The organism is Microbacterium candidum, assembly GCF_030315975.1.
Lineage (GTDB): Bacteria > Actinomycetota > Actinomycetes > Actinomycetales > Microbacteriaceae > Microbacterium > Microbacterium candidum.
The window spans coordinates 621,598-647,803 of the sequence record NZ_JASXSZ010000001.1 but is presented as its reverse complement, the minus strand read 5'-3'; the positions used below and the strand labels follow the sequence as shown (position 1 = coordinate 647,803).

Below are 26,206 nucleotides of genomic sequence, written 5' to 3'. Positions count from 1 at the left end.
CTCGCCGAGTCATGCCGCGAGCCCTTCGGGTTGCGCCCGCTGAGGACGGGCAGACGTGGATCCGAGACGAGAGGCACCCGGGGCGAATTCAAACATTCCGTGAATATAAGGAACTCGCAGGTACGCGATCCATAGGACTGCGGTCCTATTTTTCTCGCCGCGCGGCGGTGCCCGCGGGGGATCCCGCGCCCGCGAATGAGCCGCTGAGGGCCGCGTGCGGGAGAATTGCTCCATTCTGCTTACAATCTTCCGGTGCACAGCGCAGAGGCGACGGCGACGACCGGGAGAGACCTTCCCGTCATGCTGCTCCCGCGGCGTGTTTCGGAGGACTTCGTGGACCGGCTGGCGATGCTCGGCAACCCGCTCGTCGGGGATGCCCTTCGAGGTCGACGCACCGCCGCGCGAGCCGAACAGATCGTGGATCAGGTCATCGCGGATGTTCTCAGCAAGGGCAGCCAGCCGCGCACCCCAGGTGACCCCTGGTTGTTGATGAGCGACCTTCACGCTGCCGGCATCAGCATCTCTGCTGTGATCGAAGCGAAGAACGTGCTGTTCGAGACGGCATTTCCCGCTCTCCTCGATGTCATGTCGGATCATCCGAGGTGCCTGGCCGGAGCGCTTCACCGCGGGGTCAGCGCCAACCTCGACGCGCTCAGCACGGCACTCCACACGTCAGGCGCTCTCAGCGTTGCCACGAAAGAGGTCATCGACACGGCGGTGCTCGCGTCCCACCTGACCGACCGACAAGCGCAGATCTTCGAGATGCTGTGGAGCGGGCACTCGATCCGCTCGATCGCAGCGAAACTGCACATCTCCGTCAAGACGGCAAAGAATCATCAGACGGACATTGCGAAGAAGCTCGGCGTGATCGAAGGCGGGCGCGGCTGGGCCATGGTCACCACACGCGCCCGCGAACTGAAGATCCTGGTGATCGTTCCGCTGCTCGGAGCGGCCGCGCTCATCGGGGAGGCCGCCGACGCGATCGGTTCGCTACTGACCTGACAGGCTTCAGAAGACCCACGTTGTCAGCGCCGAGGGGTCTCGAATGTTCGTTCCCATCGAAACCTACGGTGGGGCAGATTCCCACCGTAGGTGCGCCGACTTCCGCGTGATTCCGCGGATGTTGGCCACGTCGGCGGCGCTCTTGACAAGACTTGAGAAGAGACGCGGCCGTGCCGAAACTAAGAAAACCCCTGATCAACAGGGGTTTTCTGTGGCGGTGACGGTGGGATTTGAACCCACGGTAGGGGGTTACCCTACACAACTTTTCGAGAGTTGCACCTTCGGCCGCTCGGACACGTCACCGCGGACAAGTGTACGCGACGCCGCGCCACGCCGCGAATCGAGAGGATCGGAGCACAAAGCTCACGACACCCGCGCGAGCGCACCCCCGAGCACCTCCACGACGGCAGAGGGCTCCGGCATCCCGACCGCGAACCAGTAGATCGCCGTGAAGCCGGCCTCCCGCAGGCGCTCCGTCTCACGGGCCACGTCGTCGACGGTCGACGCCGGCGTGAGGTGCGCCATGGCGGTCTTCTCGATGTCGCCGTAGTCCCGGCCGACCGTGTCGCAGTGCCGTCGCAGAACATCCAGCTTCGCGGCGACATCCATGGACGCGGAGATGTTGCACGCATCCGCGTGCCGCGCCACCAGCCGCAGGGTCTTCTTCTCGCCTCCCCCGCCGATCATGAGGTACGGATGCGGCCTCGAGATGCTCTGCGGTGAGTTGAGCGTGCGCTCCAGGTGGTAGTAGGCGCCGTCGAACGGCTCCTCGGAGTCCGACCACATCTGCAGGCAGATCTGGATCGCCTCCTCGAGCCGGCCGAATCGCTCCGCGATCGGCGGGAACTCGAAGCCCAGTCCGCGCGACTCCCACTCGTTCCACGCCGCGCCGATGCCGAGTCCCATCCGTCCGCCGGACAGGACGTCGAGTGTCGTGACGGCCTTCGCGAGCAGCGCCGGCTCTCGGTAGACCACACCGGTCACGAGCGTGTGCAGTCGCGCAACAGACGTGTGCGCGGCGATGAAGCCGAGCGCCGCATACGCCTCCAGCATCTCGTTGCTCTCCGGCCCGATCATCCGCAGCTGCCAGAAGTGGTCCATGACGGTGATGCGCTGGATGCCGGCGTCCTCCGCATCCCGGACGTGTTTCGCGAGAGCCGGCCCGAGCTCGGCCGGACCGCTGTTCCAGGTGAAGTCTGCGATGTGCAGGCCGTACTCCATACGTCTCCGCTTCGTTCGTCAGAAAGGTTCAGGCGTCGAGGAACGGCCGGTGGTGGTAGCCGGTGGGGTCGAGCACCGCGACCGTCGACTCGGGCACCTCCAGGAAGACGCCGGGCAGGTCGTTGAGCGGCTCGGAGACGACGACCTGGGCGTGGTCGCCGAAGAGCTCGAGCCGCTCGGCCTCCGGGTACATCGTGCGCAGCGCCGGCACGTCGGCCGAATGGAAGAGCGTACGGGATCGCCCCTGCGACGAGTAACGGAACGCCCACAGTGTCTCGCCGTCCGACACCGCGAGCGTCCCCTGCATCGGGAACGGGATGCCGGCGGCATGCCCGGCCTCTTCGACCCGGCGGATGGCGGCTCCGACCGCTGCGACCGGGTCGTCCATGAGACCGAGCGTCAGCGCCAGATGGAAGAGGACCTCCGTATCGGTGGTGCCTTGGATGCCGGTGTACAGCGCGGGATCGACCGCGAACGTCAGCTCCCGCTTGATGAGACCGAACTGCGAGATCGCCCCGTTGTGCATGAACAGCCAGTTCTCGTGCCGGAACGGGTGGCAGTTCGTCTGCTGGATGGGCGGGCCGGCCGCCGCGCGCACGTGCGTGAAGAACAGCGGACTCAGGACGGCGCGGCTGATCTCACGGAGATTCTGGTCGTTCCAGGCCGGCTCGATGCTGCGGAAGACGGCGGGATGCGGGGACCCCGCCGCATCCTCCGGATACCAGCCGAGCCCGAACCCGTCGCCGTTGACCGTCTCCGCGCCGAGAGGCGAGTTCAGCGACATCGCGACGACCGAATGCTGCGTGTCGAGGATGAGGGCGGAAGGCCGGATCGGCTCCCCCGTGTACGCCAGCCACCTGCACATCTCGTCCCCCTCACACGCCGAATGTCGCCAGCGTATGCCCCGGACCACGCCTCCCGCATCCCTCGTGCGCGGGGCGTCGGAGGGATGTCGGGGCTCCCGCATACCCTGAATCCATGGCGTCCCGACGAGCATCCGCCCCCACGCCCTTCCGGTGCACCGAGTGCGGCTGGACGACGTTGCGCTGGGTCGGCCGGTGCGGCGAGTGCCAGCAGTGGGGCACGGTCGTGGAGACCGCGGAGCAGACCGGCATCGTGAAGGCGGTCGCCTCCGTCTCCCCCGTCCGCGCGGCGCTTCCCATCACCCGCATCGATACGACGGATACCCCGCGCCGCACGAGCGGGGTCGACGAGTTCGATCGCGTCCTCGGCGGCGGCATCGTCCCGGGCGCCGCGATCCTGCTGTCCGGCGAGCCCGGAGTCGGCAAGTCGACGCTGCTGCTCGAGGTCGCGGCGCAGAGCGCCCGCGCGGGCCGGCGCGTGCTCTACGCGAGCGGCGAGGAGTCCACCGCGCAGGTCCGGCTGCGTGCCGAGCGCACGGGTGCGCTCCACGACGAGCTGTACCTCGCGGCCGAGACCGACCTCGCGACGATCCTCGGCCACGTCGACGACGTGCAGCCCGAGCTGCTGATCGTCGACTCCGTGCAGACGGTGTCCTCGGCGCAGTCCGACGGCCTGGCCGGGCATCCCAGCCAGGTGCGAGAGGTGGCGGCGTCCCTCATCCGCGTGGCGAAGGAGCGCAACCTGCCGATCGTCATCGTCGGCCATGTCACGAAAGACGGGTCGATCGCGGGCCCCCGCATCCTCGAGCATCTTGTCGACGTGGTGTGCCACTTCGAGGGCGACCGGCACACGGCGCTCCGGTTCGTGCGGGCGCTCAAGAACCGGTTCGGGCCGACCGACGAAGTGGGCTGCTTCGAGATGACCGGCAGCGGCATCGCCGAGGTGCCCGACCCGAGCCGGCTCTTCCTCGGCCACGGCTCACCCGAGCCCGGCACGTGCGTCACGATCGCCCTCGAGGGCCGGCGTGCCATGCCCGTGGAGGTGCAGGCGCTGACCGTGCCGTCGACCGCGCCGAACCCGCGCCGGGTCGTCAGCGGAGTCGACTCGGCGCGCGTGGCGATGATCCTCGCCGTGCTCGAGCGGCGCGCGAACATCAAGCTGTCCGACCAGGATGTCTACGTCTCCACGGTGGGTGGGGTGCGGCTCGTAGAGCCGGGCGCCGATCTCGCCATCGCGCTGGCGATCGCGAGCGCCGTCCGCGGCCAGCCGGTGCGGCATGACATCGCCGCCGTCGGCGAGCTGAGCCTCGCCGGCGAAGTCCGCCCGGTCACGAGTGCCGCGCACCGCCGAGCCGAAGGCGCGCGGCTGGGTTACAAGACGTTCATCGACGAGGCATCCGAGTCGCTGGCGGGCGCCCTGCGCGACCTCACCGTGCGGCCGGTCCGGTCGATCCGCGACGGCGTGCCGGCCTTCTGAGGGTCTTCTGGAGCACGACGCTGACAGTCGGGTGCAGCTCAGGCTTCGAGGACGCGCAGCAGCTCGTCAGGTGTCGCCTGCATGGGATGCGGGCCGGCGACGTCGAAGTACACGGCCGAGATGGTGTCGCGGTGCGACGTGAGGTACTGCTTCAGCCACGCGGGCGAGTGCAGGCCCACGCCTGCGGGAATCATTGCGGGTCGATGCTCCGCGTCGCTGAACAGCAGCAGCGCTCTGGCGCCGGTCTCCGGATCGCGGAACGTCCAGACATCCCCGGCATCCAGGGACACGTCCCCTGCATCGGTGCCGGTCAGCGGCACGACGGTCGGTCCGTGCCGGAGCGCGAACGCGATCGCCGCCATGTCCCGCGTCTGGAGGGCATCGGCGAGCGCGGTGTTGCGCCGGTCGGGAGCGTGCTCGGGGTGAACGTTCCAGGGTGCCTCGGCCATCATTCCAGCGTAGATCGGCATGACGCGCGAGTCGCCGCATCCGCCACGAGCGAACCGCACATGCCCTGAAAAAGTAGAGGACCCCCTCCAGGCTCTGGGGAAGCCTTCCGGGGGTCCTGGCCACATTCGGTCGTGGTCGGTCGAAGTTATCGGGCCGGCATTGGCGCTGCTGGGGACAGCTACGACGTCGAACGTGACAAGTCAAGAGTATGTGACCGTCAACATCCCTCGCGTCCCCCTTTTGGGGGACATTTTGTATGTACAAGGGTCAGGACCCGACACACCCTGCCGGGGAAAATGAAGGACCCCCTTGGCGGCTCTGGGGAAGCCATCAGGGGGTCCGGATCACACGGTGTCGTGGTCGGTTGAAAGATTCAAGGCCGGCTCGGCGCTGCTGGGGACAGCTACGACTTCCTGCGTGACAAGTACAGGGTACGTGAGCGTCCAGAGACCTCGCGTCCCCCTTTTGGGGGACATTTGAACGTGCCAATAAGTACTAATACAGGATGAATTGCGCGGTTCCGTTCGACGCGATCCCGCCGATCTCGACCGCGAGATGGTACGACGCTCCCCCGCCGGGGGCTTTCGGACGCGTAGTCGCAGAGCACGTGGACACCGACGATCGCGTGCGGTCCCAGACGATCGGCGTCGCGCTCTGGACGGTCTGGCCGGCCTTGATGAGCACCGTCATGTCGCTCGGCTCCGACTGGCAGTCGGTCGAGCGCCACCAGGTGTCGCTGCCGCTCGTGACCGTGAACTTCTGCGTCGTCGTGCCGACGTTCATGGTGCAGTCCGTCGAGCCGTGATTGGTCAGCCGGATCGAGAACTTGGGGCTCTGCCCGCTCGGATACGTGGTCTGGTCCGTGACGGCATCCACCGCCACGTTCGCCGGCGTGCAGGGCGCCGCGGTCGCCATCGCATGCGCCGTCGGGGTGGATGCCGGTGGCACTGTGGTGGGCTGCGCGTCGGCCTCGACCGTCGGCGTCGGCGTGTCCGACGGCGACGCGCCCGTCGGCACGGGCAGCGAAGTGGCTCCAGTCGACCCGGCGACCGGCGGCGGAGCGTTCCGCGTCTGGGCCTTGCTCGACCACGGCTGCGCGATGGCGAGCCACACGCCGGCGGCGATCAGGATCAGCACCAGCAGCACCGCGAGCCGGCGACGCCGGTACACGGCCGGCGAATGCCGGCGCCGCGGGTGCTGAGTGGTCATGCATCCAGGCTAAGCCGGGCGCAGACCGGCTCCCGTATCGGCACGCGCCGCGGTTCAGAGGCGCTTGAGCATCCGCGTGTTGCCGAGCGTGTTCGGCTTCACATGCGCGAGATCGAGGAACTCCGCCACGCCCTCGTCGGGGCTGCGCAGCAGCTGCGAGTACACGTCGGGGTCGACGACCTGCTCGCCGATGGGCGCGAACCCGCGCCGCGTGAAGAAGTCGACCTCGAACGTGAGGCAGAACAGGCGTGTGAGCCCGAGCGCGCGTGCGTTCGACTCGAGCCCCACCACGAGCTGCTTGCCGACGCCGTGGTGCAGCCACGCGTCGTCGACGATGAGCGTGCGGATCTCACCGAGGTCCTCCCACATGACGTGGAGGGCGCCGCATCCGATCAGCACCCCGTCCGCCTCGGCGACCAGGAACTGCTGGAGCGATTCGTACAGCAGGACGATGTCCTTGCCGAGCAGGATGCGTCGCTCCACGTACGGCTCGAGCATGGCCTGGATGCCGCGGACGTCGGTCGCGCGCGCCGGGCGCACGATGAAGGAGCTCACCCATCAAGCGTAGAACCCCGCGCCCCTCTCCTTGACTTGCCTCATCTGTACGCGACACGCCTGGCGTGTCGCACGTTTGGGGCAAGTCAACGTCAGGTCGCGGTGCCCGCGGTGAACGACGAAGAGGCGGATGCCGCTGCATCCGCCTCTTCGGAATCGGTCCCCCGACCGGGGTCAGTCGCTCGTGATCGCGAGATCCGGCGTGGCCGGGATCTCTCCCGCTGTCGCGACGCCGACCGCGACCTTCTCGCCGCGCGGAGCGGTCTCGAAGACGAACTCGCCGTCCTTCGCGTCGACCCGCACGTGGTCGCCGGGGTTGAGCTCGCCGTGCAGGATCTGCTCGCTGAGGCGGTCCTCGACCTCACGCTGCATGGCGCGGCGCAGCGGACGGGCGCCGAGCGTCGGGTCGAACCCGATCTCGATCAGCTTGTCCTTGGCGGCATCCGTCAGCTCCACCGTCATGTCGCGGTCGAGCAGGCGCTCGCCGAGGCGCTTGGTGAACAGACCCACGATCTCGCGCAGCTCATCCTTGTTCAGCTGCGGGAAGACGATGATGTCGTCGACGCGGTTCAGGAACTCGGGCTTGAAGTGGCGCTTGAGCTCCTCGTCGACCTTGCCCTTCATCCGCTCGTACGAGGTCTGCGAGTTGCCCTCGACCTGGAAGCCGACCGGGCCGCCGGCGATCGCCGACGATCCGAGGTTCGTCGTCATGATGATGACGGTGTTCTTGAAGTCGACGACGCGGCCCTGACCGTCGGTCAGACGACCCTCTTCGAGGATCTGCAGCAGCGAGTTGAAGATGTCCGGGTGGGCCTTCTCGATCTCGTCGAAGAGGACGACCGAGAACGGCTTGCGGCGCACCTTCTCGGTGAGCTGGCCGCCCTCCTCGAAGCCGACGAACCCGGGAGGGGCGCCGAACAGACGGGAGACGGTGTGCTTCTCGCCGAACTCCGACATGTCGAGGGAGATCAGCGCGCCCTCGTCGTCGAAGAGGAACTCCGCGAGCGCCTTGGCCAGCTCGGTCTTGCCGACGCCGGTGGGGCCGGCGAAGATGAACGACCCCGACGGACGCTTCGGGTCCTTGAGGCCGGCACGCTGACGGCGGATCGTCTTCGCGAGGGCGGCGATCGCCTCCTCCTGGCCGATGACCCGCTGGTGCAGGGCCTTCTCCATGAAGACGAGACGGCTCGACTCCTCCTCGGTGAGCTTGAACACCGGGATGCCGGTCGCCTGCGCGAGGACTTCGGCGATCAGACCCTCGTCGACGACGGCGTGGGATGCGACATCCCCGCTGCGCCACTGCTTCTCGAGGCGCAGGCGCTCGGCGAGGAGCGACTTCTCCTCGTCGCGCAGGGAGGCGGCCTTCTCGAAGTCCTGCTCCTCCGACGCCTGCTCCTTAGCGGCACGGACGGCGGCGATCTTCTCGTCGAACTCGCGCAGCTCCGGGGGGCTCGAGAGGATGCTGAGGCGCAGACGCGCACCGGCCTCGTCGATCAGGTCGATCGCCTTGTCCGGCAGGAAGCGGTCCGAGATGTACCGGTCGGCGAGGTTCGCCGCGGCGACGATCGCGCCGTCGGTGATCTGCACCTTGTGGTGCGCCTCGTAGCGGTCGCGCAGGCCCTTCAGGATGTTGATGGCGTGCGGCAACGACGGCTCGGCGACCTGGATGGGCTGGAAGCGGCGCTCGAGCGCAGCATCCTTCTCGAAGTGCTTGCGGTACTCGTCGAGCGTCGTGGCGCCGATCGTCTGGAGCTCGCCACGGGCGAGGAGCGGCTTCAGGATGGAGGCCGCGTCGATCGCGCCCTCGGCGGCGCCCGCGCCCACGAGCGTGTGGATCTCGTCGATGAAGACGATGATGTCGCCGCGGGTGCGGATCTCCTTCGTGACCTTCTTCAGGCGCTCCTCGAAGTCGCCGCGGTAGCGGGAGCCCGCGATGAGCGAGCCGAGGTCGAGCGAGTAGAGCTGCTTGTCCTTCAGCGTCTCGGGGACATCGCCCTTCACGATCGCCTGCGCGAGGCCCTCGACGACGGCGGTCTTGCCGACCCCCGGCTCGCCGATCAGGACGGGGTTGTTCTTGGAGCGGCGCGACAGGATCTGCATGACGCGCTCGATCTCCTTCTCGCGCCCGATCACCGGGTCGAGCTTGTTCTCGCGCGCGGCCTGCGTGAGGTTGCGGCCGAACTGGTCGAGGACCTGCGAGCCGCCCTGGGCGGTCTGCTGGCTCTCGTGCGCGGCACCGGAGACGGCGGCGGGCTCCTTGCCCTGGTAGCCGCTGAGCAGCTGGATGACCTGCTGGCGGACCTTGTTGAGGTCGGCGCCGAGCTTGACGAGCACCTGGGCGGCGACGCCCTCGCCCTCGCGGATGAGGCCGAGCAGGATGTGCTCGGTGCCGATGTAGTTGTGGCCGAGCTGCAGCGCCTCGCGCAGGGACAGCTCGAGGACCTTCTTGGCGCGCGGCGTGAACGGGATGTGGCCTGTCGGCTGCTGCTGACCCTGCCCGATGATGTCCTGCACCTGCTCGCGGACGGCGTCCAGCGAGATTCCGAGGGATTCGAGCGCCTTGGCTGCGACGCCCTCGCCCTCGTGGATGAGGCCGAGCAGGATGTGCTCCGTCCCGATGTAGTTGTGGTTGAGCATCTTCGCCTCTTCCTGGGCGAGCACGACCACACGACGGGCACGATCCGTGAATCTCTCGAACATCGTCGACTCCTCCGGGCGCACTGGTGGCGCCGTGCTTCGAGCGTAACCAGCAGGGGCTGGGCGCGCGCCCGTGTTCGCCAGGGGCATACCCGTTGACAGCGGGGGTCCAGACTCTTATCGTTTGTCGATAACAACGACTATCGATAAGGGGATGCGGATGTACGTACCGTGGGAGTTCCTCGCCTTGTGGGTAGGCGTGCCGGTCGTGATCGCGGGAGCGGTCATCGTGCTCGCCGCGCGGAGCCGACGGGGGGCCTCCCGTACTGGCCTCTCGAGAGCCGACATGATCGGCATCGCCATCACCGGAACCGGTGCGTTCCTCGTGGCCGGCCTTAGCGCTGCGGCCGTGGTCGGGACAGCGTTCTTGACGTTCTCGAGCGAGCCGACCCGTATCCCGCGCATGCCGGTCTCGAGCGATCGGACCCCAGCGTTCGCCGACAAGTCGGACGCGATCGTCGGCGCCGGGTACGAAACTGCCTGGCTGGAGGTCGCAGGACTGCCCATCGGTCCGCGATGGATGCTGTTCCTCGAAGGAGCGCTGCCGTTGGTGGCCTCGTGCGCGATCGGGGGCGCAATCTTCTGGCTCTCGATCGCGCTTCGCCGCCGCAAGCCGTTCACGCGGCTCCTTCCGCTCGGAATCGGGATCGCCGCTGTCGCCGTCATGATCGGCGGGATGGGGGCTCAGCTCGCGGGCGCCTACGGCCGGGCCATGGTCGTCAACTTCTTGGGTGCGGCAGAGGTCACGGCGGGCGGCGACGGGACGAGCACGTACGAGAGTCTCGCCGGGTTCGCCCTCAACCTCGACGCGGCGCCTATCGGCTGGGCCTTCGGCCTCGCCCTCGTCGCGATGGCGTTCCAGATGGGCACTCGGCTGCAGAAAGACACCGAAGGCCTCGTGTGATGAGTGTTTCGACGTTCTTCTCGTCTGAAAGGAGCGCCTGATGGGTGCGTTCTCGTGGGCTCACATCCTCGTGCTGCTCATCATCGTGGGGGTGATCGTCGCCCTCTTGGTGCTGGCCGCCCGGTCCTGGCGGCGGCGGGGCATCGACCCCACGATCGGGCTCACGTTGACTGTTTCCGCACTCGCCGCGCTGTTCGGCGTGGTGGCGGCGATCATCGTGCTCGTCGGCTCCCTCATGGATACGCAGCTGCACATCACCATCCCGGTGTCGCCCTTCTGGCCGACGCTGCCACCGGGGACGACGATCTCCGGTACAACGGCGACCCTCGCTCAGGGCGGCTTCGTCGAGGCCGACGTCTGGGTCGAGGGGGCGTCTTCGGGCGCCCGCGTGCTGTGGGGCATCGGTCAGGCGCTCGGCGCCCTCGTGCCGGCTGCCATCGCCGGCCTCATCGCCGTGGCCTGCTTCCAGCTGCTCCGCGGTGCGGCCTTCGCGCCGGTCGTGGCACGTATGGCCATGATCACCGCCGTTGTCGTCCTCGTGGGCGGGATGGCTTCCGGGATCATGAGCGACATCGCCGGATCGATGGTGTCGCACGAGCTGCTGGCGTGGACGGGCGCGACGGGGGGCACGGGTGACCCGAACGACGATCCCCTCCAGAACTGGCCGATGGCGACGTCATCCTTCACGCTCCCCCTCTGGCCGATCGGGGCCGGCCTGGGATTCGCGGCCCTCGCCGCAATCCTTCGCTATGGCACACGCCTTCAGAAGGACACCGAGGGACTCGTGTGACGCCCGCCGAGGAGGACGAGCTCAGCGGCATCCACTGCCGGCTCGACGAACTGCTGGCGGAGCGCGGGATGACGCTCACGCACCTGAGCGAGCTCGTCGGCGTCTCGATCGTCAACCTGTCCGTGCTCAAGAACGACCGCGCGCGCGCGATCCGCTATTCGACGCTGTCGGCGATCTGCCGGGCGCTCGACTGCGAGGTGGGCGACCTGCTCGTGCGCGCCGACTGAGCCTTCCCGAGCGGAGGGCACCGCGCTGAGGGAGGATCGAATCGGCTCCTTCAGCCCTCCGCAGGATCGCGCTCCTCCGCTCAGCGGGAGGAGCACGCAGAAGCGGTGCCCGTCAGCGGGTGCCGAGCATCTTGGTCGAGCCGGTGATGCCGTCGCCCTCGAAGGACACGGTCACGTCGGCACCGGTCACCGTCGGTGGGCTCACCGCGACCGCGGCACGCGGCGCCATGTCCATCGTGCACGTCTTCTGTCCCGGAGGAGCCGCGAGCACGACGGTGATGTCGGATGCGCTCGCCGCCGTCACCGCGGCGAGCGCGGGCGGACACGTCGACGACCCCCAGGTCACGAAGGCGAAGGCTCCCGCGGACAGCTCACCGCCGCTCTGCATCCCCTCGATCCAGCCGGCCGTCGGCGTCTGGTCTGCCGTCGCGACCCCTTGAGTGAGTCCCGCCAGCGTGACCGTGCCGGTCACCGACCCGTTCGCGGTCACCTGGACGTTCTGAGCGGGGTTCACGCCGTCTGGGAGAGCGACGTACGTCGCGCGCGGCACGAAGTCGGACGTGCACGCCTGGTTCGCGGGCGGAGCCGCGAACTCGACCGTGACCTTCTGCCCGCTGGCCGAGATCGCCCCAGCAGCCGGAATGCACGACGAGCTGCCCATGCTCACGACCGCCACCGCGTGCCCGCCGTCGAGCCACGCCGCGCCTGCGACGGCCGTCGACGACGTCGGCGCCGACGAGGTCCCGGCGGGCGAGGGCGACCCTGATGAACATCCCGCGAGCGCCAGAAGCGCCAGCCCGAACACCGCTCCGATGATGACACCACGCCTGGATCGCGACATGGGATCCCCTTTCCCCGTTGAGGTACATCGTGCCCGATCGCGGGCGAAATTCCCACGTCTTCGGGTGGATCATGTCGCGGGTCGGATTCCCTGTTCCGCCCGCGCGCCCTCTGTGGAAAGATGACGGCACCACGGACGCGATGGGGGTCCAGGCATGGCACGCAGGACGAGCACACGAACGACGGTCGCGGAGCGGTCAGCCGCGGACGAAGAGTCGAAGGATGCGGCTCCGCCGCCATCAGGAGACGCGCTCAAGCTGCTCACCCGTACGGGCCGAAAGCGCACGGCGAGCGCCCGGAAGGCCAAGAAGACCGGTGCCGAGCACGCCCTGCGGAACATGTCGGAGATCCGCCATCACTTCCGCACGAGCCCGCAGCCCGTGTTCTTCGTCGGGGCGACGGCGTTCAACCTCCTCGGCCTCGACCGGATGGTGCGCGGCTTCTCGTACATCGTGTACTACGACGCGTGGCAGGGGATGCATCCCCGGGTCTTCAGTCCGCACGACAAGCCGTACATCGAGTTCGAGAGCGGCGAGCACATCAACAACTGGCTCCTGCGCAACGCGGAGGTGCGCGCGCACATCGCCCGGCGCACCCCGCCGGGGCTCCGGCCGCAGATCGTCATGGTGTTCTTCGACCGTGAGACGGAGGAGATCTGCGAGGAGCTGGGGTACGACCTCATCCTCCCGTCCGCCGAACTGCGCGAGCGGCTCGACTCCAAGATCGTGACCACCCAGCTCGGCAACGAGGTGGACGTGCCGAGCGTGCCCAACGTGCTGACGACCGTCGAGGGATGGAGCGACGTCAAGGCTGCGGCGAAGAAGGCGAAGCTCGGCACCGACCTCGTCATCCAGACCGCCTACGGCGACTCGGGCAAGACCACATACTTCGTCACCGGCGAGGAGGACTTCGCGAAGATCGCGGGCGACCTCGTCGGGGTCGAGATCAAGATCATGAAGCGGATCAACAACCGCCCGATCGCCGTCGAGGCGGTGATCACGCGTCACGGCACGATCGTGGGCCCGTTCATGACCGAGATCACCGGTCATCGCCAGCTGACGCCGTACCGCGGCGGGTGGTCCGGCAACGAGATGTTCCCCGACGTGCTCGACGAGCCGACGCGCAAGACCGCCGCGGGGCTCGTGGAGCGATTGGGCAACCGGCTCGGTCAGGAGGGCTACCGGGGGTTCTTCGAGGTCGATGTGCTGATCGACACCGACACGAACGACGTGTACCTCGGCGAGCTGAATCCGCGTATCAGCGGCGCCTCGGCGGTCACCAATGTCACGGCAGGCGCGTACGCCGACGTCCCGCTGTTCGCCTTCCATCTTCTGGAGTACTCCGGCGTCGACTTCGAGCTCGACGTCGCCGAGATCAACGAGCGGTGGGAGGAGCTGGCGAGCGAGGACGAGTGGTCGACGATGGTCATCAAGCACACGCAGGCGACCGTCGAGCGCATCAACTCCGCCCCGCCGACCGGCAGATACGTGGTGGCGCAGAACGGCGCCCTCGTGTTCTCGCACGCCGAGCTCGACTGGCATCTGCTCAACAATGAGCACGAGGCGTTCTATCTCCGCGTCTACGGGCCGGGCGACTACCGCTGGAAGGGCGCGGATCTCGGCATCCTCGTGACCAAGGGCCGTCTGCAGACCCCGCGCGGCGCGCTCACGATCGGTGCCACGCACTTCATCGACTCGATCCGCGCGATGTATTCGGTGACGCCGCTCGAGCAGCGAGCACCGGCGCGCTCGGAGCAGGGGAAGGCGTCCTGACAGGGCGGTATGGCACAGTTGAGCGGGTGTATTCCAGCAGTGAGCCGTACGAGCTCGTGATCGGCGGACGCGCCAGCAGGCCTGCCGGCCCTCCGCTCGACCAGTGGCAGACCGCGGGGTTCCTCGCGTGGTCGATGCAGAACATCGCGAGCTTCCTGCCTGTCCGTGCGATCCCCCGCGGAGCGCGCACGACCGCGTTCGGCAGCACCCCGCACGATCTGTCCGACGTGCCCGTTACCCTGCCGTGGGATGCCGGAACCTCGACGTTCGCGCAGATCATGGCGAACACTGCGACCGACGCGTGGATCGTCACCAAGGACGGCGCCGTCGTCGCCGAGGAGTACATCGAGCCGATGAGCCCGCAGGGCGTGCACCTGCTGATGTCGGTCAGCAAGTCGCTCACGACCGCCACCGCGGGCACGCTCATGGGGACGGGCGAGCTGGATGCGGCGCTCCCCGTGTCCGCCTACGTTCCCGCCCTGGCGCTCTCCGGCTACGCGGGGGCGACGGTGCGCGATCTTCTCGACATGCGCACCGGCATCCGCTTCTCCGAGAACTACCTCGATTCCTCGGCCGAAGTCCGCCTCCTCGAAGAGGCGATCGGATGGGCGCCGCGCGTCCACGAGGGCGTACCCGACACCCTGCTCGGCTTCCTCGCCACACTCATCGCCGACCGGATCCACGGCGGCCGCTTCGACTACAAGTCGTGCGAGACGGACGCGCTCGGCTTCGTGATCGAGGGCGCCACGGGACGTCACCCGGCTGATGTCATGTCCGAGCGGCTGTGGCAGCCCATGGGCGCGGAGTCCGACGCCCACGTCGGCGTCGACGGCGTCGGCGAGGGCATGTTCGACGGCGGCATCTCCGCATCCCTGCGCGATCTCGCCCGATTCGGATCGCTGTTCCTGCGCGACGGCTTCGCCCTCGACGGCGTTCCGGTGCTGCCCACGTGGTGGGTGGAGGACACCGTGACCGGCGCCCCCGACTCCCGCGAGGCGTTCGCGGCGGCCTCCGAGCCGACGCTCATGGACGGCGGTATGTACCGCAACGGATTCTGGTTCCCGCGCGCCGGGTCGGACGTCTTCCTGGCACTCGGCATCCACGGGCAGATGATCTACATCAACCGCGCCGCCGGCGTCGTCGCGGCAAAGCTGTCGACCTGGACCACGCCGCAGGACGGGATGAAGCTCCTGTCCACGATCGCCGCGTTCGACGCGGCCGCGTGGGCGCTCGTGTGAGCCGGCCGACCGCGCTCGCCCGCGCGGTCGTCATCACGATTCCGGCGGGGCTCGCGGCGCTGCTGGTCGCGGTCCGCTGGAGCAACGCTCCCCTGTGGCGCGATGAGTTCGCGACATCGATGTACGCGTCGCTCTCCCCCGGGCGACTGCTCGAGGCGACATCCCATGTGGACGGCGTGCTGGCGCCGTACTACCTCCTCGTCCATGCATTGGCACCGCTCGCCGGTCTCGGTGAGGGGATGCGGTGGGCGTCTGCATTCGGATTCGTCGCCACGTCGGCGCTCGTCGGGATTCTCGGCCAGCGCTGGTTCGGTACGGTCTCGGGGCTCTTCGCGGGCTCCGCGTTCGCCATCGGGGCGGCGGGAATCGCTTCCGGCGCGAATGCCCGCCCCTACGCGCTCTCGATCCTGGCCGTCGCCGTCGCCATCCTCGCCCTCGATACGACTCGGACCGCGCGCAGTCCGGCTGCGGGATGGATCGTGTATTCGGCGGCAGGCGTGGTCGCGGTGATTCTTCAGCCTCTCGCCGCCCTTCCACTCGCGTTGACGGTCATCCTCTCCGTCTCCGCTCCCCGCGCGCGGAACGCCGCGATCTGGGCGGCGGTGAGCATCCCCTGGTTCGTTGCGACGCTCCTCATGATCCTGCGCGGGCTCGGGCAGCGGGGACAACTCGATTGGCTGTCGCGCGTCGATGCCCGTGATGCCGTCCAGACGCTCGCGGCAGCGCTGTCGCTGTCGCCGGGGAGAGCGGTCGCCTTCGACGCCGTCGTCCTCGCTGTCTTCCTCGCGGTCGGTCTGCTGACGCTCGTGCGCGGTACCCGGTCATGGAGGCGACCGTTGCTGTTCGCGCTCGCACTGGCGGTCGCGCCGACGGCCCTCCTCTTCGCCATGTCTGTGACGATCCGGCCCCTACTCGCCGAGCGATACGTCCTCTGGTCCTCGATCGGCGCCGCTCTCGTCATCGGCGCCGCCGTCGGGCGGCTCGCCGTGGAGCACCGTCTGTGGGATGTCGTCGGAGCGTGCGCGGCGATCGTGCTCCTCATCGTCGGCGGCGCCCGCGGTGCGGAATCCGCGCTGTACCCGCTGCGCGGGGACGACTTCCCCGCGATCGCCTCGGATATCCGGTCCTCAGCGCAGCCCGGTGATCTGCTCGTGGTGGTTCAGCGATACGAGCAGGGCGGAGTGGCCTACGGATTCGCGGAGGCCTCCGGCGACCGAGGATATCGCCGTGAGATCCTCCAGACCGTGCCCGACGGGCCGCTTCCTGTCCTCGGCGTGCGTCGTATCGAGAGCGTGGATCCACTGCGGACCAGCCCGGTGGCGTCGAAGGATGCCACGGACCCTTCCCGCACGATGTGGATCGTGAGCATCTGGCCTCCGACCCTCGAGGATCGCTCCGGCCTCGACCCGGCGATCGCCGCCTGCGTGTCGCACGCTACTCCCTCGACCGGGCGCTTGATTCACGGCAGTTGGCTCTTCCGCGTTCCTTGTCCGGGTTGACGAGGCCGCCGTCTCAGCGCAGCGCGGCAGGATCCGCCGCGGCACCGTTGTACGCGTCGGCGTCAGGCGCCGGCATCCCCCACAGCGACTGCGCGAGCAACACCAATGCCGGGATCTCCTCACGCACCATGGCATCCACTCCAGCGCTCCCTCGCCCCTGCGGATCGACGATGTCGTCGTCGGACGGGCGGGATGCCGCGGCGTCGTGCCGGAGATCGGCCATCGCCGCGACGACCGAGCGGAGATAGGACAGATAGGTCGGGTGCCCCGGCGGCACGAGCGCCGCGATGCGCCCCGCCTCGCGGATCGTGAACGTCCGTCGCATCGCGCGCGGCACACGGCGGACGACTTCGTCGCTGTGCGCGCGGGACGCGGTGAGCACGAGGTCGGCGCTCTCGATGAGGTCGTCGGTCAGCATGCGCGCCGTGTGCTCGCCACCGGAGACGCCGAGCGACGTCGCGACCCGGCGGGTCATCACGCCCATGGGCTCACCCACGGGCGCTCGTGTTCCCGCGCTGCCGACCACGACCTGACGGCGCAGCTCCTCCGGGAGATACCAGTCGGCCCACGTGGACATGAGCTCGTCGGCGAGCGCCGAGCGGTGGACGTTCCCCGTGCACACCACGAGGACGCGGAACTCCTCGTTCATGCCTGCTCCCCCGGCCGTCCGCCGCCCCGGCTCACGAGGTCACACTCCGGTGCACCGCCGACCACACGTCCTCGTAGAACGCTGCGTGCTCGGCGGCGATCTCGGCATCCGTGCGCAGCCCTTCGGTCTCGGCGGCTGCGCGAGCGAGGGCCCCTCGCTGCGCATCGTCGGCTCCGAGTTCACCCAGGACGGATGCGAGCGCCTCGACATCGCGGGGCGCGAACCTCCGCCCGTTGACACCGTCGTCGACCCACTCGGTCGGTCCGCCCTCGTCCGCGACGACCGTGGCACAGCCGGCCGCGAGGTACTGCAGCACGTTCTGGCCGAGGGGTTCCGGGCGCGTGGAGGCCTGCACGGCGATGTGCCAGCGCGCGAGCACCGCGTCGACGTCGTCGACGTGTCCGAGGAGCTCGACCCGGTTCGACACCCCCAGATCCGCCGCCCGACGGCGGAGGTGCTCGGCGTAGTCCTCATGGCCGAACGGGGCGCCGCCGGCGAACTCGAGCCGCTCGTCGCCGTCGGGGAAGGCGCGCGCGAACGCGTCGAGGAGCAGCTCCTGCCCCTTCCACGGGTCGATGCGCGCCAGCATCCCGAGTACGACGGGGCCGTCGCCGCGATCGCGAACGGGCCCGCGCGAGATGCCGGAAGCGCTCGGGATGACCGACACAGGCGTGCCGGGACGCACGAACGGCAGAGCGGAGGCCAGCGCACGCTCGGTGTCGGCGACGACGCCGTCCGCGCGGGGCAGGACGATCCGCTGCATGATGGCGGCTCCCATCCCGCCGATCGCCTCGGCCTCCACGAGGTCCCGCACGTGCACGACGAACGGCGTGCGCGACGTGCGGGCCGCGAGCGCGCCGTACGCGGCCGCGCGGGTCGTGTTGGCCACGACGACGTCCGCCGTGCGGAACGCGCGGTGGATGCGGGTCGCCGCCGCCTGCGCGGCGAGCCTCGTGGCGTTGTCCGCCTGGGCCAGACGCCCCGCGCTGCTCGCTCCGAAGCGCTGTGTCACGCCGTTGCGCATAAGGGGCGCGTTCGGCGGGAGATCGGCGAACACACCGTCGCCGGACGAACCGGGGCGCGCCAGGAGCACGACCGCGTTCCAGTCGGTATCGGCTCGCAGCATTCGCACGAGCGCGAACTCGGCCCCCCCGGGCACAGTCGTGTGATTCAGGAAGAGCGTGCGCAGACGTCGCTCCCGGTCGGCCACATTCGCCTCCCCAGCCGCGTGGTCGGACGGACTCCTCCCGAGCTTACGCCCGATAGAGTTTCGCCAGCCGAAGGTACGGGGGTGAGCCGTGCGCGTGCTGCGGATCTCGCACAGCGCCGTGGTCGACGCATGGCGCGGACGCGAGCGCGCCCTCGCCTCCCGCGGCGTCGACGTCGAGGTTCTGTGCGCCGAGCGGTGGGTCGAGGGCGGCGTGTCCGTGTCCCCGCATCCCCTCCCCGGCGAGCGGGTGACGGGCGTGCGCACGTGGGGTTCGCATCCCGCCCTCTTCGTCTACGACCCACGCCCCGTGTTCCGGGCGCTGCGCGCCGGATGGGATGTCGTGGACGTGCACGAGGAGCCGTTCGCCCTCGCGACGGCGGAGATCCGGTTCCTGCGCTGGCTGTCGGGTGTCCGGTCACCGTTCGTCCTGTACACCGCCCAGAATCTCGACAAGCGGTACCCGATCCCGTTCCGGTGGCTCGAGCGGTCGGCGCTCCGCGCCGCATCCGGCGTGTCGGCCTGCAACACGGAGGCGGCGGACATCGCCGAGCGCAAGGGGTTCGCCGGCCGCGCGCGCGTCATTCCGCTGGGGGTGGATGCGGCGGAGTTCGCGCCGAGGGAAGCGGCGGACTCCCCCGATGACCGCGCCGGCCTCACCGTCGGCTTCGTCGGGCGGCTGGTCGCGGAGAAGGGCGTGCTCGTACTGCTCGACGCGGTCGCCGGCGATGAGCGGATGCGGGTCAGGATCGCCGGCGACGGGCCGCTCGCAGCCGCCCTCCCGGCGGAGATCGCGCGCCGCGGACTCGAGGGGCGCGTCGAGCTCCTCGGGGCGCTGCAGCCGGACGACGTGCCGGCGTTCTATCGGTCGCTCGATGTCCTCGCGGTGCCGTCGCTGCCGACCGCGACGTGGACTGAGCAGTTCGGCCGGGTCGCCGTCGAGGCGATGGCGTGCGGCATCCCCGTCGTCGCAAGCGATTCCGGTGCGCTCCCCGATGTCGTCGGCGGCGCAGGCATCGTGGTCCCGCGGGGGGATGCGCCGGCTCTCCGCAGGGGTCTGCTCGACGCCGTGTCACGCTCTTCCGAGCTCCGGGCGGCGGGCTTCGTACGGGCGGCGGAGTGCTCGTGGGATGCTGTGGCGGGGGACTATCTCGCGCTCTATCGCTCGGTGATGCACGAGCCCGCGCCCTCCGTTGCGCACGCCAGCGAGACCGAGCCGCGCGCAGTCGAGATCATCGTCGTCGCCTACGGGGCGCCGGACCTCCTGCGCGCGGCGCTCGAGCCCGTACGCACCCTCGCGGTCACGGTCGTCGACAACTCGTCGCTGCCCGAGATCGCGGACCTCTGCGCCGAGCTCGGCGTGCGCTACTTCGACGCCGGTCGCAACGGCGGCTTCGCGGCGGGCGTCAACCTCGGACTCGCGAACCGGCTCCTCCCCGACGCGGACGTGCTGCTGCTGAACCCGGATGCACGGATCGCTCCGGATGCCATCGCCGCTCTGCAGGCCGCCTTGCACGCGGACCCGCGACTCGCCAGTGTCGCACCCCAGCAGACGGATGATGGTGGCCATGCCGCGCGCGTCGAGTGGCCGTTCCCCTCTCCGCTCAACTCGTGGCTGGAGGCGGCGGGGCTGGGTCGGTTCGAGGCCGGCGGCACGTACGTGATCGGGGCCGTCATGCTCCTGCGCGCCGAGGCCCTCGAGCAGGTCGGAGGCTTCGACGAGCGGTTCTTCCTCTACGCCGAAGAGACCGACTGGGCGTATCGCGCCTGGCGACTCGGCTGGCGGCATGGGTGCGCGGCGGGCGTGGCGGCACTCCACGAAGGCGCCGGGACCTCGAGCGACGAGCGGGTGCGCGAGGCCCACTTCCACGCGTCGCAGGAGCGGTATCACCGCAAGCACTTCGGCCCGGCCGGGTGGTCGCTCGCCCGCACGGCCGTCTGGCTCGGCGCGATGGCGCGTTCGGTGCTGCTCCCCGGCGAGCGCGGCCGGTCCGCGCGCCGCCGCGCCGCCCTCTACCGACTCGGACCCGTCCGCGTGGAGGCGCGCCTGTCAGGCCGGTGACGGCGCTTCGGCGGGCGGTCGCTCGCCGTGCAGGCTCTCGTAGATGTCCCCGACGAAGTCGTCGATGGCCTCATGCCCCGTCACGGGACCGCCTGCGAGCAGGCCGTCCCCACCGAGGAGAACGGCGGACGGTGTGGCCCAATCGCTGATCGAGCCCCGCACATAGCCGCCCACGTCGTGGAGAGACTGCGGCTCGGTCGTTTCGGTCCACCCGGATTCGTCCGAGGACACGGTCAGCAGCAGCCTCACGTCGACCTCCGGCAGAAGTTGCCGATACTCGTCGCGTTTCACATACACGGGCTCGCAGACTCCGCACGTCGACGACACCGCAAGAAGAAGGATCGGCCGGGTCATGCTGAGCGTCCGGAGGTTCACGATCGAGCCGTCGGCGAGCGTCACCGGCACCGCGGGCGTGCGGGTGCGGATGTAGTCGAGCTCGTCGTCACCCTGTGCGTCCGCGATGGCTCGAGCCATCGCATCCGACAGACCCCCGGCATCCGTCGCCTTCGTTGCATCCTCGGCCTCATCAGGCCACAGCACGAACGCCGTCGTCACACCCGCGACCGCGAGCGCGACGAGCCAGGACCAGTCCGGGATACCCGCGGACAGCGCCCCGCCGAGGAGCGGCGTCGTCCAGATCACCGCCGTCGATGCGACAGCCAGCACGGTCAGCCACACGTTGCGCGCGACTGTCACGCGCGTCACCCGCTTGCGCGCACCGAAGCACGCACACGAGGTGTCGTCGGCCCGCGCCGCCACGCGCGCCACGAGGACCGCATAGACGAGCATGAGCGCGACCGCGGCGAGTGCGGCGAGGAGACCGAGCCACCCTCCGAGGAGTGCGACGGCCAACCCCAGCACGAGCTCGCCCCACGGATGCAGGCGGCGCAGCCAGTCCCGACGGAACGCCGCCGGCACACCGAGATCCGCCCAGCCCGCGAGATCGTCGGGCGTGCGCAGCTTCGCGATGGCGCTAGCGACGAGAACGGCCGCGAGCACGAGCGGGAACGCGATCGGGAAGGCTGCCGGCATGGGTTCAGGGTAGTGCCGCGGCGGCGGAGGTGGCGCAGGATACAGCGCAGGAGCGCGCGGATAGGCTGAGGGCAGCATGCCGAGGGGAGGGCGCCGCATGACACGGATCGTGCAGGTCGTTCCCTTCATGAGCGCCGGCTCCGGCGTCGCCGGAGTGGCGTGGAATCTCGATCGCGAACTGCGCAGGCTCGGGGCGGACGTCGAGGCGTACACGTTCCCCGACATGCGGCGGGGCAAGGGCGACGTGATCCGCATGCGCGGGCGCAAGACCGCACGGATCGTGACCTCGTGGCGGGTCGTCTGGATGTCGACGGTTGGTACACGACGCACCCGCGCGTATCTCGCCGCCCAGCCCGATGCGGTGTCGATCGTCCACAGCAACGTGACGATCGGAGATGTCTACGTCAATCACGGGGTGCTGTTCGCCGCGATGCGCGCGCGTGGGCGTGCCGGGCTCCGCCTCCTCATCGATCCCGCCCGCGTGTACGTCCACTTCCGGGATCGGGCGCGTTATCGCGGCCACGCGCACCGACGGATCGTCGCGTTGACGAAAGCCGAGGTCCAGACTCTCCGCAACAGCTACGGGCGCATAGGGATGCCGGTCGCCGTCATCTCCAACGGGGTCGACCTCGACGCGTACCGCCCGCCGTCCCCCGCCGAACGCGCCGAGGCGCGCGAGTTGTTCCGACTCGACGATGAAGACCGCGTCGCGCTCTTCATCGGCCACGAATTCGACCGCAAGGGTCTCCCGACCGCGATCGAGGCGCTTGCGCACGCGCCGACGGTGCTGCTGCTCGTCATCGGGGGCAACGCGAAGATGGTCGCCGACGCACAGCAGCTCGCCGAGAAGCACGGTGTTGCCGATCGTGTGATGCTCCTCGGCCAACAGACCGGTGTGCAGAAGTACCTCGCCGCCGCAGACATGTTCGTCCTGCCGAGCGTCTACGAGTCGAGCGGCCTGGTCTTCCTCGAGGCCCTCGCCTCAGGGCTTCCGGTCGTGGCGACGCGTGTCGGCGTCGCCCCCGAGGTCGTCGTCGACGGCGTCAACGGATACCTCGTGGACCGCGAGCCGGTCGAGATCGCCGACCGGCTCGAGCGCATCGCCGCCCAGCTCCCTGGCACGTACGCCGTCGCCGCGCGTGAGAGCGTCGAGGGGTATTCCTGGGCGGCCATCGCCCAGCAGTACCTGGACCTCGCGAATGAGATCGCCGCGGAGAAGGCCGCCGAGTCGGCGGCGAGCGCGAGACGCGCATGACGCGCATCATCCAGATCGCACCGGAGATCGCACCGGGAAGTGGAGTGGGCGGCGTCGCCTACGAGCTCGAGCGCGCGTTCGATCATCTCGGAGTGCAGACCTCGCGATTCACCCTGCGTGACAGCGGGCTCGCTGCGTCCCACGGCTCGGTCGGCCGTCTGACGCGCGCGCGGAACGTCCTCTGGTTCAGCACGGTGGGGACGATCCTCGCTCGTCGCCGCCTCCGCAGCAGCGCGGATGCCATCGCGATCTGCCACAACGACGTGATGGCGGGAGACATCTACGTGAATCACGGCGTGCTGCAGGCGTCGCTGCGTGCCCGCGGGCACTTCGCCTGGCGCATCGTCCGCAATCCGTTGCACATCTTCACCATCGCGCGAGACCGCATCCGCTATCGGGGCTCTGTCCACCGTGCGGTTGTCGCGCTCACCCAGGGCGAGGCCGCGGCACTGCGCGCAGAGTACGGTCGGGTGCATCCGCCGATCACCGTGATCCCGAACGGCGTCGATCTGGAGCGCTTCCGCGTCCCTTCGCCGACGGAGCGAGAACGCGGACGCGACGCGCTGCAACTTCCGCGTGACGCCTTCGTCGCCGTGTTCGTCGGCCACGAGTTCGATCGAAAAGGCCTTCCTCTCGTCCTGGCCGCGCTTCCGGCCGCGGCGGGCGTGCACCTCGTCGTCGCGGGGGGCTCACCCGCTGACGTGCGGCAGGCCCGAATCGCGGTGGAAGCGCAAGGGCTGGATGCCCGAGTGACCTTCCTCGGCACACTGCCCGATGTTCTTCCGGTCCTGCACGCTGCTGACGTCCTCGTGCTGCCGAGCGCCTATGAAGCCAATGCTCTCGTCGTCCTCGAGGCGCTGGCGTGCGGCGTGCCCGCGATCGCGACCCCGGTCGGCGCCGCCCCCGAGCTGCTCGCCGACGGTCGCGCGGGAGAGATCGTGCACCCCGAGTCGGCCGCGATCGCGCAAGCCCTCCGAAACGCCGCCGCGCGGGAAAGGGACGAAGCGGCGCGCGCCGCCCGAGACGTCGCCGAGCGCTACGGCTGGGCTCAGATCGCGCAACGGTACCTGGATCTCGTCCGCACGCTCGAGGTCGCTGGAGCGCGCCAGTGAGGGTCCTTCATGCGATCCGCTCGGACGGTTTCGCCGGTGTCGAACGCTACGCCCTCAGCCTCGCCGTCGCCCAGGCGGCGCGCGGCGACGAGGTGCACGTCATCGGTGGAGACCCGAAGCGGATGCGGCCCGCGCTCGACGCCGCGGGAGTGGCCCATACGCCCGCGGTCACGACCGCGGACGTGACGCGGGCCGTGCGGCCTCTCCGTGAACGGTTCGATGTCGTCAACTCGCACATGACCGCTGCGGACCTCGGCGCGGTCCTGGCACTCCGAGGTGGACGGTCCCGGCCGCCGATCGTGTCCACGCGGCACTTCACGAGCCCGCGCGGCACGATCGGCCCGATCCGGATCGACGCCCTCATCGGCAATCGCATCGATGCCGAGATCTCCATCAGCCGCGCGGTCGCGGAGGCGATCGGCCGGCCCAGCACCGTCGTGCACTCCGGTGTCGAGAATGTGGAGGACGCCGGGGTCTCGCGGCAGAGGATCGTCCTGATGGCGCAGCGGCTCGAGGTCGAGAAGCGCACCGACCTCGGCATCCGCGCATTTGCGAGCTCCCGTCTCGCCGACTCCGGGTGGACCCTGGACATCGCGGGCGACGGCGCCCAACGTGTGCGGCTCGAGGCGCTGGCGGCGGAACTCGGCGTGAGCGCCCGTTTCCTCGGCGTCCGCACCGATGTCCCGTCGCTCATGCAGCGCGCGGGCGTCTTCCTGGCGCCGTGCACCGTCGAAGGCCTCGGGCTCGCGGTGCTCGAGGCGATGGCATCCGGGACCCCGGTCGTCGCGGCCGATGCCGGCGGGCACACTGAGATCCTCGACGGGCTCGATCCGCGGGCGCTCTACGAGGCAGAGGACCCGGATGCGGCTGCCCGCAGCCTCATCTCCCTCGTGGCGGATGAACCCGGCCGCGCCGCGCTCGGCGCGGCGGTTCGGGAGCGCCAGCGCACCGAATTCTCCATCGCCGCGCAGGCCGCCGGAACCGAGGCCGTCTACCGCGCCGCGATCGAGCGGAGGCATCACTGATGGACCTCGTCGTGATGTCGCTCGAGCCGTGGGACGACGTGTGGCGCCGCAATCAACACCTCGTCTCGCGCCTGCTGGACACCGATGCCGCGCTGCGCGTGCTGTTCGTCGAGCCCGCGGCCGATCCGCTGCACGATGTGGTGTCGCGCCGCCGCCCGTCCCGTGGAATGCGAGTGACGCCTGCCGGCTACGGCGGGCGCCTGCTGCGGTTCCGGCCGATGAAGATGCTGCCACGTCGCGTCGATCCGCGCGCCGATCTGCGCCTCGCGCGTGCGGTGCAGGCCGCCGTGCGGCACGCAGGGATGACGCATCCTTTCCTCTGGGTCAACGATCCGGGCGCAGCTCCCCTCGCCCGCCTCACGGGGTGGCTGGCGCTGTATGACATCACGGACGATTGGGTGGCGGCGGATCGTCCCGCGGCCGAACTCGACCGGGTGCGCGCAGACGAGACGTGGCTGCTCGCGCATGCAGAAGCCGTCGTGGCGTGCTCGCGCGAGCTGGTGCGGCGCAAGTCCGGCGAGCGCCCCGACGTCGTCCTCATCCCGAACGCGGTCGACGTCGACGCCTACCGCGTCCCGCACCCCCGGCCCGCCGATCTGCCGGAGCGCTCCGCCGTCTACGTCGGGACGCTCCACCGCGATCGGCTCGACGTCGATCTCTGCGTCTCGACGGCGCGCACCCTGGGAACCGACAGTCGGCTCGTCCTCGTGGGCCCGAACGCCCTGGACCCCGCCGACACGGCCCTCCTGCGCGACTCGGGCGTGCTGCTGCTCGGTGCACGCCCCCACGACGACGTCATCGCCTACCTGCAGCACGCCGATGTGCTCGTCGTGCCGCATGTCGTCACGCCGTTCACGGACAGCCTCGACCCCATCAAGCTGTACGAGTACGAGGCCGTGGGCCGGCACGTCGTCTCGACCGCCGTGGCGGGCTTCCGGGAAGCGGTGGGCGGCCGCATCCGCGTCGTTCCGCCGTCGACCTTCCCGCTGGCCGCGGCCGCGGCCATCCCCGCGTCGACCGTCTTCCCCGAGGGTGCGGATGCCGACGTCCCCGGATGGGACGATCGCGCGGCCGCGATGCGCGCCGTCATCGACCGCCTGAGCTGAGGCGCTCGGCGCGC

General features: G+C 69.6%; 23 protein-coding genes and 1 tRNA gene. 13 read left to right on the top strand and 11 right to left on the bottom strand.

Translation table 11 applies throughout. The features are described from left to right. The first annotated feature begins 252 nt into the window (after positions 1-252). Positions 253-1,002 carry a helix-turn-helix transcriptional regulator gene (locus QSV35_RS03060; protein ID WP_286286587.1) on the top strand — a complete coding sequence of 250 codons (750 nt, stop codon included), beginning with the start codon at positions 253-255 and terminating at the stop codon, positions 1,000-1,002. A 212-nt stretch (positions 1,003-1,214) separates the two neighbouring features. Here the strand turns inward: QSV35_RS03060 and QSV35_RS03055 are convergent. The 3 genes from QSV35_RS03055 to QSV35_RS03045 all read right to left on the bottom strand — a co-directional run bounded on the left by QSV35_RS03055 (position 1,215) and on the right by QSV35_RS03045 (position 3,088). Next, positions 1,215-1,305, bottom strand: a tRNA-Ser gene (locus QSV35_RS03055). A gap of 60 nt (positions 1,306-1,365) precedes the next feature. Then, complete coding sequence (locus QSV35_RS03050; protein WP_286286586.1) at positions 1,366-2,223, bottom strand: LLM class F420-dependent oxidoreductase; 858 nt, start codon at positions 2,221-2,223, stop codon at positions 1,366-1,368. A 28-nt stretch (positions 2,224-2,251) separates the two neighbouring features. Next, entirely contained in the window at positions 2,252-3,088 is an 837-nt protein-coding gene (locus QSV35_RS03045) for a class II glutamine amidotransferase (protein WP_286286584.1), read from the bottom strand. A 113-nt stretch (positions 3,089-3,201) separates the two neighbouring features. On the opposite strand from QSV35_RS03045, the gene radA reads away from it, so the two are divergent. Then, the gene (gene radA, locus QSV35_RS03040; protein WP_286286582.1) at positions 3,202-4,563 is read left to right on the top strand and encodes a DNA repair protein RadA; all 1,362 of its coding nucleotides are present in this window, start codon (positions 3,202-3,204) and stop codon (positions 4,561-4,563) included. A 38-nt stretch (positions 4,564-4,601) separates the two neighbouring features. Here radA and QSV35_RS03035 read toward each other — a convergent pair whose 3' ends face one another. The 4 genes from QSV35_RS03035 to QSV35_RS03020 all read right to left on the bottom strand — a co-directional run bounded on the left by QSV35_RS03035 (position 4,602) and on the right by QSV35_RS03020 (position 9,477). Then, the gene (locus QSV35_RS03035; protein WP_286286581.1) at positions 4,602-5,012 is read right to left on the bottom strand and encodes a dehydrogenase; all 411 of its coding nucleotides are present in this window, start codon (positions 5,010-5,012) and stop codon (positions 4,602-4,604) included. Positions 5,013-5,508: 496 nt separating this feature from the next. Continuing rightward, the gene (locus QSV35_RS03030; protein ID WP_286286578.1) at positions 5,509-6,222 is read right to left on the bottom strand and encodes a RodZ family helix-turn-helix domain-containing protein; all 714 of its coding nucleotides are present in this window, start codon (positions 6,220-6,222) and stop codon (positions 5,509-5,511) included. A 54-nt stretch (positions 6,223-6,276) separates the two neighbouring features. Further along, positions 6,277-6,777: an amino-acid N-acetyltransferase gene (locus QSV35_RS03025; protein ID WP_286286577.1), complete on the bottom strand. Its 501-nt coding sequence runs from the start codon at positions 6,775-6,777 to the stop codon at positions 6,277-6,279. A 174-nt stretch (positions 6,778-6,951) separates the two neighbouring features. After that, complete coding sequence (locus QSV35_RS03020; RefSeq protein WP_286286575.1) at positions 6,952-9,477, bottom strand: ATP-dependent Clp protease ATP-binding subunit; 2,526 nt, start codon at positions 9,475-9,477, stop codon at positions 6,952-6,954. A gap of 157 nt (positions 9,478-9,634) precedes the next feature. Here QSV35_RS03020 and QSV35_RS03015 point away from each other — a divergent pair, with 157 nt between their 5' ends. The 3 genes from QSV35_RS03015 to QSV35_RS03005 are packed head-to-tail and all read left to right on the top strand — an operon-like array spanning position 9,635 to position 11,395. Next, the gene (locus tag QSV35_RS03015) at positions 9,635-10,378 is read left to right on the top strand and encodes a hypothetical protein (protein ID WP_286286573.1); all 744 of its coding nucleotides are present in this window, start codon (positions 9,635-9,637) and stop codon (positions 10,376-10,378) included. Between the two features lie 40 nt (positions 10,379-10,418). Then, entirely contained in the window at positions 10,419-11,168 is a 750-nt protein-coding gene (locus QSV35_RS03010; protein ID WP_286286571.1) for a hypothetical protein, read from the top strand. Continuing rightward, positions 11,165-11,395, top strand: coding sequence for a helix-turn-helix domain-containing protein (locus QSV35_RS03005; RefSeq protein WP_286286569.1), 231 nt, complete (start codon positions 11,165-11,167; stop codon positions 11,393-11,395). The genes QSV35_RS03010 and QSV35_RS03005 overlap by 4 nt, the downstream gene beginning before the upstream one ends. 112 nt (positions 11,396-11,507) lie before the next feature. Here the strand turns inward: QSV35_RS03005 and QSV35_RS03000 are convergent, their stop codons facing one another. Further along, positions 11,508-12,236 (bottom strand): hypothetical protein, encoded by a 729-nt coding sequence (locus QSV35_RS03000; RefSeq protein WP_286286568.1) that lies wholly within the window; start codon positions 12,234-12,236, stop codon positions 11,508-11,510. A gap of 154 nt (positions 12,237-12,390) precedes the next feature. Between QSV35_RS03000 and QSV35_RS02995 the strand changes: the two genes are divergently transcribed. Genes QSV35_RS02995 through QSV35_RS02985 form a run of 3 tightly spaced genes read left to right on the top strand, consistent with a single transcriptional unit; the run spans position 12,391 to position 16,744 of the window. Continuing rightward, the gene (locus tag QSV35_RS02995) at positions 12,391-14,007 is read left to right on the top strand and encodes a biotin carboxylase (protein ID WP_286286566.1); all 1,617 of its coding nucleotides are present in this window, start codon (positions 12,391-12,393) and stop codon (positions 14,005-14,007) included. A gap of 26 nt (positions 14,008-14,033) precedes the next feature. Continuing rightward, positions 14,034-15,245 (top strand): serine hydrolase domain-containing protein, encoded by a 1,212-nt coding sequence (locus QSV35_RS02990; RefSeq protein ID WP_286286563.1) that lies wholly within the window; start codon positions 14,034-14,036, stop codon positions 15,243-15,245. Then, positions 15,242-16,744, top strand: coding sequence for a hypothetical protein (locus QSV35_RS02985; protein WP_286286561.1), 1,503 nt, complete (start codon positions 15,242-15,244; stop codon positions 16,742-16,744). Before QSV35_RS02990 ends, QSV35_RS02985 begins: the two co-directional genes overlap by 4 nt. 13 nt (positions 16,745-16,757) lie before the next feature. Here QSV35_RS02985 and QSV35_RS02980 read toward each other — a convergent pair whose 3' ends face one another. Both QSV35_RS02980 and QSV35_RS02975 read right to left on the bottom strand, forming a co-directional pair. Beyond that, positions 16,758-17,393 carry an arsenate reductase/protein-tyrosine-phosphatase family protein gene (locus QSV35_RS02980; protein WP_286286559.1) on the bottom strand — a complete coding sequence of 212 codons (636 nt, stop codon included), beginning with the start codon at positions 17,391-17,393 and terminating at the stop codon, positions 16,758-16,760. A 31-nt stretch (positions 17,394-17,424) separates the two neighbouring features. After that, entirely contained in the window at positions 17,425-18,603 is a 1,179-nt protein-coding gene (locus QSV35_RS02975) for a glycosyltransferase family 4 protein (RefSeq protein ID WP_286286556.1), read from the bottom strand. Between the two features lie 88 nt (positions 18,604-18,691). On the opposite strand from QSV35_RS02975, the gene QSV35_RS02970 reads away from it, so the two are divergent. Next, positions 18,692-20,662 carry a glycosyltransferase gene (locus QSV35_RS02970; RefSeq protein ID WP_286286555.1) on the top strand — a complete coding sequence of 657 codons (1,971 nt, stop codon included), beginning with the start codon at positions 18,692-18,694 and terminating at the stop codon, positions 20,660-20,662. Here QSV35_RS02970 and QSV35_RS02965 read toward each other — a convergent pair. After that, complete coding sequence (locus QSV35_RS02965) at positions 20,651-21,694, bottom strand: MauE/DoxX family redox-associated membrane protein (RefSeq protein WP_286286553.1); 1,044 nt, start codon at positions 21,692-21,694, stop codon at positions 20,651-20,653. The two genes, QSV35_RS02970 and QSV35_RS02965, sit on opposite strands and share 12 nt — an antisense overlap. A gap of 97 nt (positions 21,695-21,791) precedes the next feature. On the opposite strand from QSV35_RS02965, the gene QSV35_RS02960 reads away from it, so the two are divergent. The 4 genes from QSV35_RS02960 to QSV35_RS02945 are packed head-to-tail and all read left to right on the top strand — an operon-like array spanning position 21,792 to position 26,192. Beyond that, on the top strand, positions 21,792-22,949 hold the full coding sequence (locus QSV35_RS02960; RefSeq protein WP_286286552.1) for a glycosyltransferase: 1,158 nt from the start codon (positions 21,792-21,794) through the stop codon (positions 22,947-22,949). Beyond that, the gene (locus QSV35_RS02955; protein WP_286286550.1) at positions 22,946-24,061 is read left to right on the top strand and encodes a glycosyltransferase family 4 protein; all 1,116 of its coding nucleotides are present in this window, start codon (positions 22,946-22,948) and stop codon (positions 24,059-24,061) included. Before QSV35_RS02960 ends, QSV35_RS02955 begins: the two co-directional genes overlap by 4 nt. Then, entirely contained in the window at positions 24,058-25,086 is a 1,029-nt protein-coding gene (locus QSV35_RS02950; RefSeq protein WP_286286548.1) for a glycosyltransferase family 4 protein, read from the top strand. The genes QSV35_RS02955 and QSV35_RS02950 overlap by 4 nt, the downstream gene beginning before the upstream one ends. Then, positions 25,086-26,192: a glycosyltransferase gene (locus QSV35_RS02945; RefSeq protein ID WP_286286546.1), complete on the top strand. Its 1,107-nt coding sequence runs from the start codon at positions 25,086-25,088 to the stop codon at positions 26,190-26,192. Before QSV35_RS02950 ends, QSV35_RS02945 begins: the two co-directional genes overlap by 1 nt. The last annotated feature ends 14 nt before the right edge of the window (positions 26,193-26,206 follow it).

Bases quoted from the DNA above. Each gene is read 5' to 3' on its own strand.
- QSV35_RS03050 (WP_286286586.1), bottom strand. From the start codon at position 2,223: ATGGAGTACGGCCTGCACATCGCAGACTTCACCTGGAACAGCGGTCCG.
- QSV35_RS03045 (WP_286286584.1), bottom strand. From the start codon at position 3,088: ATGTGCAGGTGGCTGGCGTACACGGGGGAGCCGATCCGGCCTTCCGCC.
- radA (WP_286286582.1), top strand. From the start codon at position 3,202: ATGGCGTCCCGACGAGCATCCGCCCCCACGCCCTTCCGGTGCACCGAG.
- QSV35_RS03035 (WP_286286581.1), bottom strand. From the start codon at position 5,012: ATGGCCGAGGCACCCTGGAACGTTCACCCCGAGCACGCTCCCGACCGG.
- QSV35_RS03030 (WP_286286578.1), bottom strand. From the start codon at position 6,222: ATGACCACTCAGCACCCGCGGCGCCGGCATTCGCCGGCCGTGTACCGG.
- QSV35_RS03020 (WP_286286575.1), bottom strand. From the start codon at position 9,477: ATGTTCGAGAGATTCACGGATCGTGCCCGTCGTGTGGTCGTGCTCGCC.
- QSV35_RS03015 (WP_286286573.1), top strand. From the start codon at position 9,635: ATGTACGTACCGTGGGAGTTCCTCGCCTTGTGGGTAGGCGTGCCGGTC.
- QSV35_RS03010 (WP_286286571.1), top strand. From the start codon at position 10,419: ATGGGTGCGTTCTCGTGGGCTCACATCCTCGTGCTGCTCATCATCGTG.
- QSV35_RS03000 (WP_286286568.1), bottom strand. From the start codon at position 12,236: ATGTCGCGATCCAGGCGTGGTGTCATCATCGGAGCGGTGTTCGGGCTG.
- QSV35_RS02995 (WP_286286566.1), top strand. From the start codon at position 12,391: ATGGCACGCAGGACGAGCACACGAACGACGGTCGCGGAGCGGTCAGCC.
- QSV35_RS02980 (WP_286286559.1), bottom strand. From the start codon at position 17,393: ATGAACGAGGAGTTCCGCGTCCTCGTGGTGTGCACGGGGAACGTCCAC.
- QSV35_RS02965 (WP_286286553.1), bottom strand. From the start codon at position 21,694: ATGCCGGCAGCCTTCCCGATCGCGTTCCCGCTCGTGCTCGCGGCCGTT.
- QSV35_RS02960 (WP_286286552.1), top strand. From the start codon at position 21,792: ATGACACGGATCGTGCAGGTCGTTCCCTTCATGAGCGCCGGCTCCGGC.
- QSV35_RS02955 (WP_286286550.1), top strand. From the start codon at position 22,946: ATGACGCGCATCATCCAGATCGCACCGGAGATCGCACCGGGAAGTGGA.
- QSV35_RS02945 (WP_286286546.1), top strand. From the start codon at position 25,086: ATGGACCTCGTCGTGATGTCGCTCGAGCCGTGGGACGACGTGTGGCGC.